Raw genomic sequence first — 14,906 nt, 5'->3', positions numbered from 1 at the left:
GCTCTGTCGCTCTCCCTGACGTTTATTCGGCCGCCCGCGCCTGGGACAGACCTGTCCCGGCGTGTCGTTCAAGCGCGTCCGGCGTGAAGACGCGCAGGCCCAGATCGGGCCGGTATCCGTGGATCTCGTTGACGTCGAGCGCCCGCATGAAATCCAGGATCTCGTTCGAGATCACCTGACCGGGCACGAGGATCGGAAAGCCCGGCGGATAGGGGATGATGAAGGAGGCGGAGACCACCTCCTGCCCGCTCTCCATCGCCGCCTTGAGGCTGCCGTCGAGCTCGAGGTAGTCGCAATTCTCCTCCCCGTAGGCGAGGAAGAAGGCCGCCCGGATGTCCCCCTCGGGCGTTTCGGGATCGTGCCGGAAGGCATCGTGGAAGCGCGAGAAATCGGGCAGCGGCGGCAGGTCCTCCATGAGCTGCTGGACGCGGCGCTCGAAGCCCATCTTCTCCATGCGCGAGGCGTCGTCGATCAGATCGTCGAGCTCCTTGGCGATCTCGACCAGGACCTCGATCAGATAGGCGACCGAGGAGCGCGTCGTGCCGATATTCGTCATGAAGAGGACGGTGTTGCGCGAGGTCTTGTTGATCTGGATGCCGTAGCGATCCATCAGGATGCGGGTCTTGAACGTGTCGCCGTCCCAGCCGGTACCGCCGACGGCGAGCGTTACGCGGGTCGCGTCGAGCACGAATTCGTCATGCTCCCACGCTTCCCAGATCTCGGCCCAGCCCTGATCGGTCGAGTAATAGGCGCTCACGCCGCTTTCCCGGTAGGCCTCGGGGATCATGTCCGCCGCGGTCAGAACCTTGAAGTACTTCTGAAGCAGGGGATGCGTGCCGATGGCCTTGCGCATCGCCATCGCCGCCTCGATCTGGCGCTGCACGAATTCGAAGCCCTCGAGCTCCACCTGGCGCCGACCGACATCGAGCGAGGCGATGATCTGATAGTTCGGCGAGGTCGAGGTGTGAGTCATGTAGGCTTCGTGAAAGCTCTGCTCGACCTCGCCTTTGAAGTCCTGGTCGTTGACGTGGATCATCGAACCCTGCCGCAGCGCCGTCAGGGTCTTGTGCGTCGATTGCGTCGCGTAGACTCGTACCCGCGCGTTCGGGGGCGGCACGAGGCGGGTGTTCAGAAGCGTCTCGTCATCCGCGTCCGCAAGCGCGTGCTGCTGCGCCTCGTAGGCCTTGGCGTGCGCGTCCGTGCGGAACCGCTGGCGCAGCGTGTTGGCCGTGCTCATCGCCGTCCGGTGCCGATAGGTCGGGTTGAACCGGGCGAAGGCGAACCACGCCTCGTCCCAGAGGAAGATGAGATCCGGCTTGATCGCCAGGCACTCTTCCATGATGCGCTCGACGTTGTAGACGATGCCGTCGAAGGTGCAGTTGGTGAGCAGAAGCATCCGCACCCGGTCGAGCTTGCCGGCGGCCTTCAGGTCCAGCAGGCGATGCTTGATCTCGCGGATCGGCACCGCGCCGTACATGGAGTATTCGTCGAGCGGATAGCTGTCGAGATAGCTCACCTGCGCTCCGGCGAGTACCATCCCGTAATGGTGTGACTTGTGGCAGTCGCGGTCGACGAGGACGATGTCGCCGGGCCGGATCAGCGCCTGCACCACGATCTTGTTGCAGGTCGAAGTGCCATTCGTGGCGAAGAACGTCTGCTTGGACCCGAAGGCCCGCGCCGCAAGTTCCTGCGCCCGCTTGATCGGCCCATGCGGCTCGAGCAGCGAGTCGAGGCCGCCCGAGGTTGCTGAGGTCTCGGCGAGGAAGATGTTCGGCCCGTAGAACGCGCCCATGTCCTGGATCCAGTGGGAGCGGGTGATCGACTTGCCCCGGCTGATCGGCATGGCGTGGAAGACGCCGGTCGGCTGTTTGGAATACTCCGTCAGCGCAGTGAAGAAGGGCGTCTTGTAGCGCGCCTGCACCCCCCGGATGATGTTGAGGTGCAGCTCCATGAAGTCTTCCTGATTGTAGAAGACGCGGCGGCAGATGCCGAGATCGAGCCCGGCAATGTCCTCGACCGAGCGGTCGGTGACGAGATAGGCGTCGAGCTCGGGGCGCACCTCGGCCACGAGCCGGCAGAGCTCGACGCCGTAATCGTGCGGATCGAGGTCATCGAGGTCGCGCGGGCTGCCGGCCCCGGCGAGATACCGCTTGAGAAGCGGCATGTTGAACTTCGACCGCAGCGTGAGGCCGGGCCGGACCACGATCGCCTGGATGTTGTGGTTGAAGAGGATCGCCATCAGCGCATCCTCGAGGCTCGGCACCACGACGCTTTCGTAGAGGAACGGATCCTCGGGTCGGCGCATCCGCTCCACGTTGGATTTCAGCCAGCGCTCCTGATGCTCGTTGACCTGATCGACGATCAGCACCTCGAAATAGGGCTTCGAGAGAGCGCGCGCCTCGGGCGAGAGCATCGCCTCGTCGTCGTTCTCGTCCGGCTCCATCGCGTCTCGGTCGAGCGGGATGCGGCGGCGGCGATAGGCCCCGGTCGTCAGCGCCCTGAGGACCCGGTGAACCGAATAGGACAGATCGTCATAATGATGGTGCTCGAACAGGCGGCGGAGATGCTCGAACGCGCCCATGCCGGGAAAGGCCCAGTAGGGCTCGATGACCGACAGCGAATCGAGCAGCGCCTGAACCCGCTCGCGGAGCTTGAGCATCTGGCGCTCGTTGCCGCCCCGGGTCAGCGCCCCGGTCGCTTCGCGCAGCGCCGACCACCGGTCCGCGCGAAGCTGGATCGCGGAGTAGTACTCGTTGACGGACTCCATCATGCCCCTCCTTCCCGTCTTGCGGGCGGCGGAACGGCAATCTGGCCCGTTCCGTCGTCCTTAATGCGTTCCCGTCACACCGTCTGCGTGAGGGGCCGTGTAAACGCCGTTCGGCTGCTGAGCCTCGGCTTCGGCTTCGACATCGACGCGCAGCCCCGCGGTCGACCCTTGCCCCGGCATCTCGAGCGCGCCGAGCGTATGGAGGAAGGCGTCGGAGCCCGACATCCGGTCGTAGACCGGGAAGTCGGTCCCGCGGTCGCGGAACGATTTCAGCACCTGACCGAGGCCCTTGAGGCCGGTCTCGCGTTGGCGGCGCACCACGTCGAGATCGACCTCGATGGGGAACATGTCCTCCTGCCCCGCCGATTGGTGCAGCACGGTCGAGGACGGATCGACGACGCAGGACTTGCCCACGCCCCCGGCCCCGAGACCGTTCACGTCGAAGACGTAGCACTGGAACTGCGCTGCCGTCGCTCGCGCGATGGCAAGCTCCGCGTCGCGGTCGGTCGTTCCGGTCAGGACCGGATGAAGCAGCACTTCCGCGCCCATCGACGTCAGCTGGCGCGTGGTTTCCGGGAACCAGATGTCGTAGCAGATCGAGAGGCCGAAGCGGCCCACCTCGGGCACGTCGAAGACGCAGAACTCGGTCCCCTCGGTCACGCCCTTCTCGTAGGGCCGGAACGGGAACATCTTGGAATAACGGGCGACGACCTCGCCATCGGGATTGATCACGACGGCGGTGTTGCGCATCGCGCCCGTCTCGTCCTTGAGGAACATCGAGCCCGGGATCAGCCAGACGCGGTTGCGCAACGCAGCGGCCTGGAACTTCTCGATGGTCTCGTTCTCGGGGGGAAGCGCGTATTTCGGCAGCGGGCCATAGGGGGCCAGCTCGGAAAAGAGGACCATCTGGGTCCAGGGGAACCGCGCGAGGCAGACGTCGAGCCGATGGATCATGCCGTCGACATTCGATTGAAGCGGGTTCACGTATTGCTGGATGCCGGCAATGGCGAACGGGGTCATGGTGGTAAGCTCCTGGTGCGTCGTCCACCGGGCCCGGATGGCCCGCATGGGACGGTGACGTTGGCCAACACTTAAGACCTAACGACCAGGACTGAAACGGGGGACCGGCGAACGACCTTGCCGGCATGCCCCCCGATGAGGAAATTCTGGGCGAGATCGGGATCGTGGCTCGCCATCACGATCAGATCCGCACCGGTCTTTTCCGCCGCCTCGACGATGTGGGACGTGATCTGCCCCAGCATCACGTGCTGCTGGTGCGGCAGCCCTTCGGGCAAAGTCTCTCTCGCAAGCGCGTCGAGCTTCTCCTTCGCCGCCTGCAGTGCGTGCTCCTCGTAATTGGCCGGGAAGAACGTCTCGACCAGCGGCATGCCCATGTCCGGCACGATGGTCAGAAGATGCAGGGTTCCGCCTGAAGCCTTCGCCAGCTCCACCGCCTGCGGCAGGGCCTTTTCACGGGACATCGGGTCGTTGAGGTCGATGGCGACGAGGATATTGGTGAACATCGCGGCTCCTCTCTCAGGCCGGCGTCGCGTCGGTGCGGCGCGAGGTGGCCTTCTCGGCCCTGCCCCGCTGCAACCAGACGATGAGGGCGAGCAGCAACGCCGCCGGGATGAACATCAGGTACTTCGAGGGCTGCCATTGTGGTTGCAGAACCCGCAGCACCTCCTGATCCCAGTCGAGCCCGGCATCCTGGGCCGCACTGTCGAACATCACGTCGTCGATGATCAGGCTGTCGCCTTCCTGGCGGAAGAAGAGGCCCGCATTCTCGAGGCGCGTCGCGCCGTCCTCGCCCTCGGGCACTTCGAGGAGCGCGGTGAACTCGAGCGGCTCGCCGATCTCGTTCACGCCCGAGACGCGCAGGCGCAATGGCTCCCCGACGGGGGTGTTGCCGGCGGCCTCCTCGATCTGCGTGGGCGGCACCGGCTCGAAGGGCGGATAGACCATGTCCATCCAGAACGCGGGCCGGAAGAAGGTGAACGCGATCAGCAGCAGCGCGATCGTCTCGTAGAAGCGGTTGCGCGTCAGGAAGAAGCCCTGAGTCGCCGCCGCGAAGAGCAGCATCGCCACCGTCGCGACGATGAAGACGAATATCCCCTGTATCCAGCCGACGTCGATCAGCAGGAGCTGCGTGTTGAAGATGAAGAGGAACGGCAGCGCCGCGGTGCGCAGGGAATAGAAGAACGCGACTGCACCCGTCTTGATCGGATCTCCGCCCGACACCGCCGCGGCGGCGAAGGAGGCAAGGCCCACGGGTGGCGTCACGTCCGCCATGATCCCGAAGTAGAAGACGAAGAGGTGCACCGCGATCAGTGGCACGATCAGCCCGTTCTGCTGGCCGAGCGTCACGATGACCGGAGCAAGCAGCGCCGAGACGACGATGTAATTCGCCGTGGTCGGCAGACCCATCCCGAGGATCAGCGACAGGATCGCCGTCAGGAAGAGGATGGCGAGGATGTTGCCGCCCGAGAGCACCTCGACCACGTCGGCGAGCGCCGAGCCGACGCCGGTCTGGCTGACCGAGCCGACGATGATGCCGGCGGTCGCGGTGGCGATGCCGATGCCGATCATGTTGCGCGCGCCGGTCACGAGACCGTCGAGCAGATCGACGCAGCCGTTCCGGAAAGACCGCGCATATTCGCCCTGCCCGCGGAACATCGACAGAAGCGGGCGCTGCGTCAGCAGGATGAAGATCATGAAGGCCGCCGCGTAGAACGCCGAGAGGCCCGGCGACAGGCGGTCGACCATCAGTGCCCAGACGAGCACCACGACCGGCAGGATGAAGTGAAGACCCGAGCGCACCGTCGGCCCCGGCAGCGGCAGCGTCTCGTCCTTGCCCTCCTCGTTCGTGAGTTCGGGGATCGTCTCCTTGGACGAGATGTAGACGAGGCCGACATAGACCGCGACGAGCAGCGCGAAGAGGATCCACCCCGCGACGTCCGGGAAGAGCGTCCGGATCCAGCCGAGGCCGTAATAGACGCCGAAGGACAGCGCGCAGATGGCGGCGATTATGAACGCGATGCCGATGAGGCGCTGGACGATGGGCTTCGGGGTATAGGCCCGCGGCAGACCTTCCATGCCCTGCTTCATCGCCTCGAGATGGACGATGTAGACGAGCGCGATGTACGATATGACCGCAGGCAGGAAGGCGTGCTTGACCACGTCGAAATAAGGAATGCCGACATACTCGACCATCAGGAACGCCGCGGCGCCCATGACGGGCGGCATGATCTGGCCGTTGACCGAGGAGGCGACCTCGACGGCCCCCGCCTTCTCGGACGAGAAGCCGACCTTCTTCATCAGCGGGATGGTAAAGGTGCCTGTGGTGACCACGTTGGCGATCGAGGAGCCCGAGATGAGGCCGGTCATGGCCGAGGACACGACGGCAGCCTTTGCGGGCCCGCCTTTCATGTGGCCCATCAGGCTGAACGCCACCTGGATGAAATAGTTGCCCGCGCCCGCTTTATCGAGGAGCGAGCCGAAGAGCACGAAGAGGAACACGAACGAGGTCGAGACGCCGAGCGCGATGCCGAAGACGCCCTCGGTCGTGATCCACTGGTGGTTGATGACGACGCCCAGCGACTTGGAGCTGTGGGCGATGAGCTGCGGCATGTAGGGGCCGAGGAAGGTGTAGCTCAGGAAGACCGTCGCGACGATCATCAGCGCAGGACCGAGCGAGCGGCGCGTCGCCTCGAGCAGGAGCAGAAGGCCCACGACACCGACCACGAGATCCTGCGTGATCGGAGCCCCGACGCGGCCCGCGATGCCCTCGTAGGCGAAATAGATGTAGAGCGCGGAGCCCGCGCCCGCGATGGCCATCACCCATTCCCAGGGCGCCACGTGATCGCGCGGCGAGCCGAGCGCGACGCCGGCGACCACCAGCGCGCCGACGAGCGGCACCCACCAAAGACCGTCCGATCCGAGCCAGAAGAGCCATGTCAGCAGGAGCGGCACGCCGATGCCGAGCACCATCTGGAATGGCGTGCGGGCGGAGGGAAAGGTCATGAACCCGAGGAAGATCGCGAAGCCGAGGTGGAAGGCCCGCGCCTCGGTGTCGTTGAAGACGCCGAAGCCGAGCATGAACGGCAGCGGCGAAGCAATCCAGAGCTGATAGAGCGACCAGGAGAGCGCCACGAGCATGATCAGGATGCCGACGGCGCCTCTCGGATTGCGTCCGCCCGCGTCCGTCGAAGCGACGAGATCGTCCAGCTCGCTCTGGCTGAGGCCGGTGTTTCCCTCGCGCCCTGCGCGCTTTCCGTCGGTGTCGCTCATTGTCCTGATCCCTGTCGGTTCGGTCCGGCTTGTTGTCGCCTGGCATATCCAGACTGACCGGTTCCGAAATTATTATCTAGGAAAAGATCTTTTTCGCGCGGCCCCGCTCGGGGGCGGGGCCGCGGAAAGGTCAGACAGGTATCAGGAACCGCCGTCCATCCAGCCCTGCTCCTGGTAATACTTCTCGGCGCCCGGATGCAGCGGTGCCGAGAGGCCCGCCGAGATCATCTCTTCGGGATCGAGGTTGCCGAAGGCCGGGTGCAGGCGCTTGAAGCGGTCGAAATTCTCGAAGACCGCGCTCACGACCTCGTAGACCGTGTCTTCCGGCACGTCGGCGGAGGTCACGAAGGTCGCGCGCACACCGAAGGTGGTGGTGTCGTCCTCGACGCCCTCGTAGAGCGAGGCGGGAATCGTCGCCGTCGAGTAGAAGTCGTTCTCTTCGTTCAGCTGGTCGATGTAATCGCCCTCGACGTCCACGAAATTCGCGTCGCAGGACGAGAACGCTTCCTGGATCGAGCCGTTCGGATGGCCGACCTGATAGACGAAGGCGTCGATCTTGTTGTCGCAGAGCGCTTGCGCCTGCTCGGTCGCCTTGAGCTCGGAGGCGAGCGAGAAGTCGTCGGTGGTCCAGCCCGCGGCTTCCATCACCACGTCCATCGTCGCCCGCTGGCCGGAGCCCGGGTTGCCGATGTTGACGCGCTTGCCCTTGAGATCGTCAAAGGTCTCGATGTTCGCCCCGGCACGCGCCACGACGGTGAAGGGCTCGGGGTGGACCGAGAACACTGCCCGGAGCTTCTCGTAGGGCTCGTCGAACGAGGCCTCGCCATTGTAGCCGTAGAACTGCTGGTCGGACTGCGCGACGCCCATGGTCTGGTCGCCCGACTTGATCGCGTTGATGTTCGCGACCGAGCCGCCCGTCGACGGTGCGGTGCATTGCAGGCCGTGCTCGGACGTGCCGCGGTTGACGAGCCGGCAGATCGACTGGCCCACGACGTAGTAGACGCCGGTCTGTCCACCGGTGCCGATGGTGATGAACTCTTCCTGCGCGACGGCTCCGCTGCCTGCAAAGAGCGCAGCCACGGCCACAAGCGTTTTGGTATGCTTCATCTCGGTCTCCCTGTCTGAAAAATCATGCGGCTACCAGTGCCATCCCGTGGACGTATTCCGCGTGCGGAACAGGCAAGTGATGTCGCTCGCGACAGAGGCCGCTGGCCCCTTGCCGCCAACCGAGTGGCGGAGCGTTGTCGAAGCGAAGCCGGCAGCCCTCATGACACTGACGGTAGCAGTCCATCCGAACCGATCAAGTCGTAAAATCAGGCATTTAGGAACGGGAAACAGGCGTGAACGGCAAGGCGGCACGGACCCCGCAAGTGTCTGATCATATTGCGGTATGCCGATGCGATGGCGCGTTCACGCAAGCGTGAAAGAAGTGTCTTGCTGCATTATCGCAAATGCGATGTTGCGCTTTTAAAGCCGCGCGAGAATCCATGTCGCGAACTCTGTGAGAAGCGCGTCCGAGGCCGCGTCGAACGCCTCGACGACGGCAGCCGTCTCGGTCGAGGTCGCCCGCGCCCGCCCCTCGAGCGTCCGGCTCGCCAGAATTCGCACGCCCTCCTCCTGGACGAGCTGCACGCGCAGCCGCAGATCGACGGTCGCGCCCGCGCCCGCCGGATCGGCGACCGCCTGGAAGTCGATGATGTCGGACACGATGGCGATGTCGCCCGAGAGGCCCAGAGGCTCGCGCGCCGCATAGCGGAAGGCCTCGGTCTCCTGGAGGGTACGCAGCATGAGGGACTGCACCATGACCGGCACCTCCTCGCCCCAGCGCGCATCCGGCAGATACTGCGCCTGCAGCTCGGAGGGCTTGATCATGATCCGGTCCGTCTGGAGCGCGCCGGTGGTTGTCGGCAGCTCCACGATCACGTCGATCGGACGCTGCGCGCCCTGCGGCACCGCCTCGGGCGCGCTCAGTTCGTAGACGTCGAGGACGCTGGTCGCATCGCTCAGCGCGGACAGCGCCGAGCAGCCGGGAAGAAGCGCGAGGGCAAGGAGGACGGCGGGAAGGCGCATGTGGCGTTACCTGCGGAAGGTGGGCGTGTCGCGGTCGAGCAGGAAGCGTGCCGGATCGCGGGCGATCTGGCTCGTCAACTGGTCGAGGTTCTGGATGAGCTTGCGGGTCTCGGAGGCGAGGCGCGTGTATTGCGGCAGCCCGTCCCCGGCGAAGTCCGACAGAGGCTGACCGGTCTCGGCGACGAGGCCGCGGATGTCGCGGAAGAGCTGTTCGGCCTCGGCCGCGGCGTCGCGCACGTCGCCGGTAACGACCGGAATGTCCTCCGACACCTGCGCCACCGCCCCGTTGAGACGCGCGATCGCGTCCTTCAGATCGGCCGTGATCGAACCGATATCCTCGTTGATGACCCGGTTGACCCCGTCGAGCACCGGCCCGGCCTTCTCGAACGCCTCGGTCGCGGCGGCGAGCGTCCGCTCCCCGGTCGCAAGCGCGTTGTTCACGGCAGCGAGCGTCGTGTTGGCGTTCGCGAAGGTCTCGGTCGCGGTCTCAAGCGCCACTTCGGCGTCCTCCGACAGCCCGTCGATCCGGCCCGTGGCCTGCGAGAGATCCGCGCCCACCTCCTCGATCACCCGCGTCGCCTGCGAGGTCGCGGTGCGGATGTCGGCGACGATCAGCGGAAGGTCCGTCTCGGCGACATCCGATACCGCGGAAATCGCGCCCGCGGCATCCTGAACGACCGCCCTAGCCTCGGCCACGAGCGCCGCGCCGTCGCCAGAGACGAGGGCATCGAAGGAGCTGACCGCACCGTCGACCTTCTCGGTTGTGGCATTGAGCTGCGCGATCAGCGCCTCAGTCTCGGCAATGACCGGCTGCGCTTCGGTCAGACGGGCATTTGCAGTCTGGCCGACGCCCTCTACGACCGTGAGCACGCCCTCTGCCCGGGTCGTCAGACGCCCCAGATCGTCGCGCAGCTGGGTGATCGTCTCCCGCAGATCCGAAGTGAGCGCGGGCACGTCCTCGGAGAGCAGCGTGTCGGCCCCCTGAAGCGCGCCCGTCGCGGCATCGAGCGTGCCTTCGGATGTCTGAAGGAAGCCGCGCCCCTGCTCGGCGAGCGCCGAGAGCTGGTCCACGGCGGCTACCACCTGGTTCAGGGCGGCCCGGCTTTCGACGATCACCGCCGTGAACTCGCCCTCCATGAGGTCGTCGAAATAGGTCGCCGCCTCGTCGATATTCGCGGTCGCGATGTCGAGGTCCGCGACGAGGGCCAGCGTGTCGTCGATCAGGGGCTCGGCCTCGTTGAACCTGTCGAGCGCCGATTGCGCCGCCGTCTCGAAGGTCCCGAGCATCCCGTCGGCGCGCCGCGTCAGGTCCAGCGTCTCGCGGCGCAGATCCGCCACCGCCCCCTGCAGCTCGATGGTGAGCGCGGGCAGGTCGTTCTCGAGATACCCGTTCGCGCTCTCGATCGTCTGCGTCGCGGTATCGAGGGTGACCTCGCCCCGCTGCAGGAGCGACTGCCCCCCGATGGCCAAATCGCGGATCTCGACCAGGGTCTGATCGGCCGTGCCCAGCACCTGCGAGACGTCGCCCGAGAGGTTCTCGAGCGTCGTGTTGAACCGGTCGACCTCGACCGCGAAGTTCGAGATCTGGTCGGTGACGTCGGTGAAGCCGTCCAACACCTGCGCGAAATCGCCCGAGGCCGCCTCGACGTTCACGAGGATGGTCTCGATCCGGCTCTGGTTCTCGGGGTTGAGGATCTCGTTGATGTTCCGCACGACGTTCAGCGTCTCGTCGAGAAGCTCGGGCGCGTCCTCGGTCAGCGACTGGAACACCGACGTGCCGGCCGGGATGGTCGGGATCTCGGTATCCGCGGCCTCGTCCAGAAGCGGCGTGTCGGGCTCGCCCGCGCTGATCCCGACATACGAGACGCCCGTCACCCCCTGCGCCTCCACCGTCGCCTCCGACGTCACGCGGACCGGTGTCTCTGCATCGACCTCGAGCCGCACCAGCACGGTTCCGTCACGCTCGGGCGCGAGGCGCAGATCAACCACCTGTCCGACCGGAAGGCCCGCAAAGCGGACGTCGGCTGCGCTCGAAAGGCCCGCGACGCTGGTGAAGCGGACGTCGTAATAGGCGAAGCTGCGGTCGAGCTCGATCCGAGCGAACCACACGAACGCCGCCACCATGCCGGCTAGGCCGAGCAGCGTGAACGCGCCGATCAGAACGTAATTGGCCCGCGTCTCCATGCGCGCTTCATCCCTCCTTCGGCGCCCGGGCGGCACGCGCCCGAGGACCGTCGAAATACTGGCGCACCCAAGGGTGATCGACCCGTCCCATCTGGTCCAGCGTCCCCGTGACCAGCACGCGCTTCTCGGCCAGCACGGCGACCCGGTCGCAGACAGCGTAAAGCGTGTCGAGGTCGTGCGTGACCAGAAAGACCGTTAACCCCAGCGACCGGCTAAGTCCATGGATGAGCCTGTCGAATTCCGCCGCCCCGATCGGGTCGAGGCCCGCGGTCGGCTCGTCGAGGAACACGATCTCGGGATCCAGCGCCAGCGCCCGCGCGAGGCCCGCGCGCTTCCGCATGCCGCCCGACAGCTCCGAGGGATACTTGTCGCCCGCGTAATAGGGCAGGCCCGACATCGAGATCTTGAGATCGGCAAGCTCGGACTGGGTCTTCGGCGCCAGCCCCGCGATGCGCCGCAGCGGCACCTCGACGTTCTCCCGGACGGTGAGCGAGGAGAAGAGCGCGCCGTCCTGGAACATCACGCCGATCCGCCCCTCGAGCCGCTCCCGCTCGGCCTTGCTGCGGGCGGGGACGGAGGATCCCAGCACCTCGATCGTCCCCTCCCGCGCCGCGTTAAGCCCCACGATCGTGCGCAACAGGACGGACTTGCCCGTGCCCGACCCGCCGACGACGCCGAGGATCTCGCCGCGTGTCACGTCGAGGTCGAGCCCATCGTGCACGACCTGCGCACCGAACTGCGTCCGAAGCCCGCGAACGGAGATGACGGTGTCGCCCATCCGCTCAGATCCCGATCTCGGCAAAGAGGACCGAGAACACCGCGTCCGCCACGATCACCGCGAAGATCGCCGTCACCACCGCCGATGAGGTCTGCCGCCCGAGCGATTCGGCGTTGCCGCCGACCCGCATCCCGGCATTGCAGCCCACCACCCCGATGATCACCGCAAAGACCGGCGCCTTCACGATGCCGATGACGTAGTTGGCGACGTCCGTGCTCTCGACGAGACGGGTCGCGAACATGGGCGGAGAGATCCCGAGCGACAGCCACGCCATCAGTCCGCCGCCGACTATGCCCGCGGCATTGGCGATGAGCGCGAGGATCGGCAGCATCAGAAGCAGCGCCAGCACCCGCGGGACGAAGAGCATCATCGCCGGATCGAGGCCGAGCGTCCGCATCGCGTCGATCTCCTCGCGCATCTTCATCGACCCGATCGCGGCGGTGAAGGCCGAGGCCGTCCGCCCCGCCACGATGATCGAGGTGAGCAGCACGCCAAGCTCGCGCAGGATCGAGATCGCGATGAGATCGACGACGAAAACCTCGGCGCCGAACTGGCGCAGCTGCGTCGCGCCCTGGAACGCCAGCACGATGCCGATGAGAAAGGCCATGAGCGCAACGATCGGCACCGCCTGAACGCCGACCGCCTCGCAATGGTGGACGAGTGCGGTCAGCCGGAATTCCCTCGGGCGGACCAGCACCCGCGCGAGACGGGAGAGAACGAGACCGAGCATTGCCAGCAGCTCAGCCGCGAAGGCCGCGCCGCCCGCCACGCGGGCGCCGATGCCCGCGATCCGTGTCCGGATCCCGCGCTCCGGCACCGGTTCGGTTTCGGCGACAGGCTCGGCGGCCGCGACCGTGTCGATCAGCGCCGCTGTCTGAGCCGAGGCGCCCTCCAGCGTCACCCGCTGTCCCTCGGCTTCGAGGCGCGCCCGCAGCCGCGCGACGAGATGCGCGCCGGCGGTATCCACACGCGAGACCTCGCCGAACTCGATCCGCACCGGCTGCGCCGCCGACACGTCCCGGAATGCGCGATCGAGCCCCGGCAGCCCCTCCACGGTCACGGCGCCGAGAAGGCGCAGCACCTGCGTGCCGTCCTCGTCCCGTGTCTCGATCTGCGGAAGGCTCTTTGTCATCACGCGGGCCACCTAACGGCCCTGCCCCACCCGGATGCAAGCGGAATGCGGCCGGGCCGCGCGTCGCGACGCCACTCTGCCACAGCGCCTCCGCGGGTCGCCGCGGACATCGCGTGTCGTAACGCCTGACGGGAGGGCGGGCGGGGCGATGGTCCCGCAGGGGCCGAGCGGCGTCCCGCCCTCACCCGCGCCAGAACCTCAGGGTGAAGAGCACGAGCACCGCCATGAGTTCGAGCCGCCCCATCAGCATGGCGAGGATCAGCAGCCATTTCGCGGTGTCGTTCACCGCCTGGAAGTTCCCCGCCGGCCCGATCTGGTCGCCGAGCCCCGGGCCGATATTGCCGAGCGCCGTCGCCGCCCCCGAGACCGAGGTGATGAAGTCGAGACCGGTGAGACTCAGCGCCACCGAAAAGAGCCCCAGCGTGACCACGAAGAACATGAAGAACGACATGACCGAGGAGAGCACGTCGTCGCCGACGGGGCGTCCCTCGTAGCGCGGGGCGAAGACGCCGTGCGGCGCGCGCACCTTGCGCAGCTGCGTGCGGATCGAGGCGAAGAGCAGCTGGTAGCGGAACACCTTGACCGAACAGGCTGTTGAGCCCGCGCAGCCCCCGATCAGCCCGACGAAGAAGAACATCGTGGCGAGAAACGCGCCCCACCCCATGTAATCGACGCTCGCGTAACCCGTGCCCGAGATGATCGAGACGATGTTGAAGAGCGCCTCGCGCAGCGCCTGTTCGGGATTGTGCGGAAAGATCGACAGCAGCACCGCGACCGTGACCGCGACGAGGACTGCGATGATGATGAGGAAGGTCCGCACCTGGCTGTCCGCGAAAAGCGCGCCGCGGGCGCCGTTGACCATCTGCACGTAGCGCACGAAGGGCAGCGCCGCGAGCACCATGAAGACCGACGCGACGTATTCCGCCGGCCCCTGGAAGACGCCGAAGGAGGCGTCGTAATTGGCAAAGCCCCCGGTCGACACGGTGGTGAGCGCATGGACGGACGCATCGAACGCGTTCATCCCGGTTCCGAGATACATGAGCGCGCAGGCCAGCGTCAGCGTCACGTAGATGGTCGAGATCTGGGCTGAGATCTGCGTCGCCCGCGGCAGGATCTTCCCCATCGTCTCGAAGGCCTCGGTGCGGAAGATCTGCATCCCGCCGACGCGCAGCTCGGGCAGGAACACCATGGCGACGACGATCACCCCGATACCGCCCAGCCATTGCAGAAGCCCGCGCCACAGCAGGAGGCCCTTCGGCAATGCCTCGAGCCCGGTGAAGACCGTGGCGCCGGTCGTCGTCATGCCGGACATCGCCTCGAAATAGGCGTCGACGAGCCGCGCCTCGGTCGCGCCGAGGACGAACGGGATGCCGCCGAAGATCGGCAGAACCGCCCAGACGCAGACCGTGAGCAGGAAGGTCTGCTGCAGCGACAGGCGTCCCTGCGCCGAGTTCGACGACGCGACCGCGGTGAGGCCTCCCGCAAGGATCGTGACGATCGCGCTTTCGAGGAAGACCGGCCACTCGCCCCGTCCCTCGGCGATATCGACCAGCATAGGCAGGAGCATCGTCGCCCCGAGGCATGCCACGAGCAGGCCGATGACATGGGCAACGGGGCGCAGATCGAACATGGGCGCGAGCGTTGGCGTCGCGCGTTCGGCAAGTCAAGACGGGCCGCGGCGTCCC

Annotated in this window: 10 protein-coding genes; all 10 read right to left on the bottom strand. The window is 66.4% G+C overall.

The window, feature by feature from the left end; all coding sequences use genetic code 11:
• Positions 1 to 22 precede the first annotated feature (22 nt).
• The 10 genes from OCH239_RS03265 to OCH239_RS03220 all read right to left on the bottom strand — a co-directional run bounded on the left by OCH239_RS03265 (position 23) and on the right by OCH239_RS03220 (position 14,851).
• Positions 23 to 2,767: an aminotransferase class I/II-fold pyridoxal phosphate-dependent enzyme gene (locus OCH239_RS03265; RefSeq protein ID WP_037258646.1), complete on the bottom strand. Its 2,745-nt coding sequence runs from the start codon at positions 2,765 to 2,767 to the stop codon at positions 23 to 25.
• A 60-nt stretch (positions 2,768 to 2,827) separates the two neighbouring features.
• Positions 2,828 to 3,787 carry a carbon-nitrogen hydrolase family protein gene (locus OCH239_RS03260; RefSeq protein WP_084782088.1) on the bottom strand — a complete coding sequence of 320 codons (960 nt, stop codon included), beginning with the start codon at positions 3,785 to 3,787 and terminating at the stop codon, positions 2,828 to 2,830.
• Between the two features lie 71 nt (positions 3,788 to 3,858).
• A complete protein-coding gene (locus tag OCH239_RS03255) occupies positions 3,859 to 4,290 on the bottom strand; it encodes a universal stress protein (protein WP_037258643.1) in 432 nt (143 codons plus the stop codon).
• Between the two features lie 13 nt (positions 4,291 to 4,303).
• Positions 4,304 to 7,057 carry a TRAP transporter permease gene (locus OCH239_RS03250; RefSeq protein ID WP_037258640.1) on the bottom strand — a complete coding sequence of 918 codons (2,754 nt, stop codon included), beginning with the start codon at positions 7,055 to 7,057 and terminating at the stop codon, positions 4,304 to 4,306.
• Between the two features lie 141 nt (positions 7,058 to 7,198).
• Positions 7,199 to 8,164 carry a TAXI family TRAP transporter solute-binding subunit gene (locus OCH239_RS03245; RefSeq protein WP_037258637.1) on the bottom strand — a complete coding sequence of 322 codons (966 nt, stop codon included), beginning with the start codon at positions 8,162 to 8,164 and terminating at the stop codon, positions 7,199 to 7,201.
• Positions 8,165 to 8,524: 360 nt separating this feature from the next.
• Positions 8,525 to 9,127, bottom strand: coding sequence for an ABC-type transport auxiliary lipoprotein family protein (locus OCH239_RS03240; protein WP_037258633.1), 603 nt, complete (start codon positions 9,125 to 9,127; stop codon positions 8,525 to 8,527).
• A 6-nt stretch (positions 9,128 to 9,133) separates the two neighbouring features.
• A complete protein-coding gene (locus OCH239_RS03235) occupies positions 9,134 to 11,311 on the bottom strand; it encodes an MlaD family protein (RefSeq protein WP_051489213.1) in 2,178 nt (725 codons plus the stop codon).
• A 7-nt stretch (positions 11,312 to 11,318) separates the two neighbouring features.
• Positions 11,319 to 12,089 carry an ABC transporter ATP-binding protein gene (locus tag OCH239_RS03230; RefSeq protein WP_037258630.1) on the bottom strand — a complete coding sequence of 257 codons (771 nt, stop codon included), beginning with the start codon at positions 12,087 to 12,089 and terminating at the stop codon, positions 11,319 to 11,321.
• A 4-nt stretch (positions 12,090 to 12,093) separates the two neighbouring features.
• Positions 12,094 to 13,221, bottom strand: a complete 1,128-nt coding sequence (locus OCH239_RS03225; protein ID WP_037258627.1) for an ABC transporter permease — start codon at positions 13,219 to 13,221, stop codon at positions 12,094 to 12,096.
• A 181-nt stretch (positions 13,222 to 13,402) separates the two neighbouring features.
• The gene (locus OCH239_RS03220; RefSeq protein ID WP_037258624.1) at positions 13,403 to 14,851 is read right to left on the bottom strand and encodes a TrkH family potassium uptake protein; all 1,449 of its coding nucleotides are present in this window, start codon (positions 14,849 to 14,851) and stop codon (positions 13,403 to 13,405) included.
• Positions 14,852 to 14,906: the final 55 nt, after the last annotated feature.

The organism is Roseivivax halodurans JCM 10272 (assembly GCF_000521785.1).
Taxonomy (GTDB): Bacteria; Pseudomonadota; Alphaproteobacteria; order Rhodobacterales; family Rhodobacteraceae; genus Roseivivax; species Roseivivax halodurans.
Note: the sequence above shows the minus strand (reverse complement) of the source record. Positions and strands in the feature narration are given on the sequence as shown.

Bases quoted from the DNA above. Each gene is read 5' to 3' on its own strand.
- OCH239_RS03240 (WP_037258633.1), bottom strand. From the start codon at position 9,127: ATGCGCCTTCCCGCCGTCCTCCTTGCCCTCGCGCTTCTTCCCGGCTGC.
- OCH239_RS03250 (WP_037258640.1), bottom strand. From the start codon at position 7,057: ATGAGCGACACCGACGGAAAGCGCGCAGGGCGCGAGGGAAACACCGGC.
- OCH239_RS03265 (WP_037258646.1), bottom strand. From the start codon at position 2,767: ATGGAGTCCGTCAACGAGTACTACTCCGCGATCCAGCTTCGCGCGGAC.
- OCH239_RS03260 (WP_084782088.1), bottom strand. From the start codon at position 3,787: ATGACCCCGTTCGCCATTGCCGGCATCCAGCAATACGTGAACCCGCTT.
- OCH239_RS03220 (WP_037258624.1), bottom strand. From the start codon at position 14,851: ATGTTCGATCTGCGCCCCGTTGCCCATGTCATCGGCCTGCTCGTGGCA.
- OCH239_RS03225 (WP_037258627.1), bottom strand. From the start codon at position 13,221: ATGACAAAGAGCCTTCCGCAGATCGAGACACGGGACGAGGACGGCACG.
- OCH239_RS03230 (WP_037258630.1), bottom strand. From the start codon at position 12,089: ATGGGCGACACCGTCATCTCCGTTCGCGGGCTTCGGACGCAGTTCGGT.
- OCH239_RS03255 (WP_037258643.1), bottom strand. From the start codon at position 4,290: ATGTTCACCAATATCCTCGTCGCCATCGACCTCAACGACCCGATGTCC.
- OCH239_RS03245 (WP_037258637.1), bottom strand. From the start codon at position 8,164: ATGAAGCATACCAAAACGCTTGTGGCCGTGGCTGCGCTCTTTGCAGGC.
- OCH239_RS03235 (WP_051489213.1), bottom strand. From the start codon at position 11,311: ATGGAGACGCGGGCCAATTACGTTCTGATCGGCGCGTTCACGCTGCTC.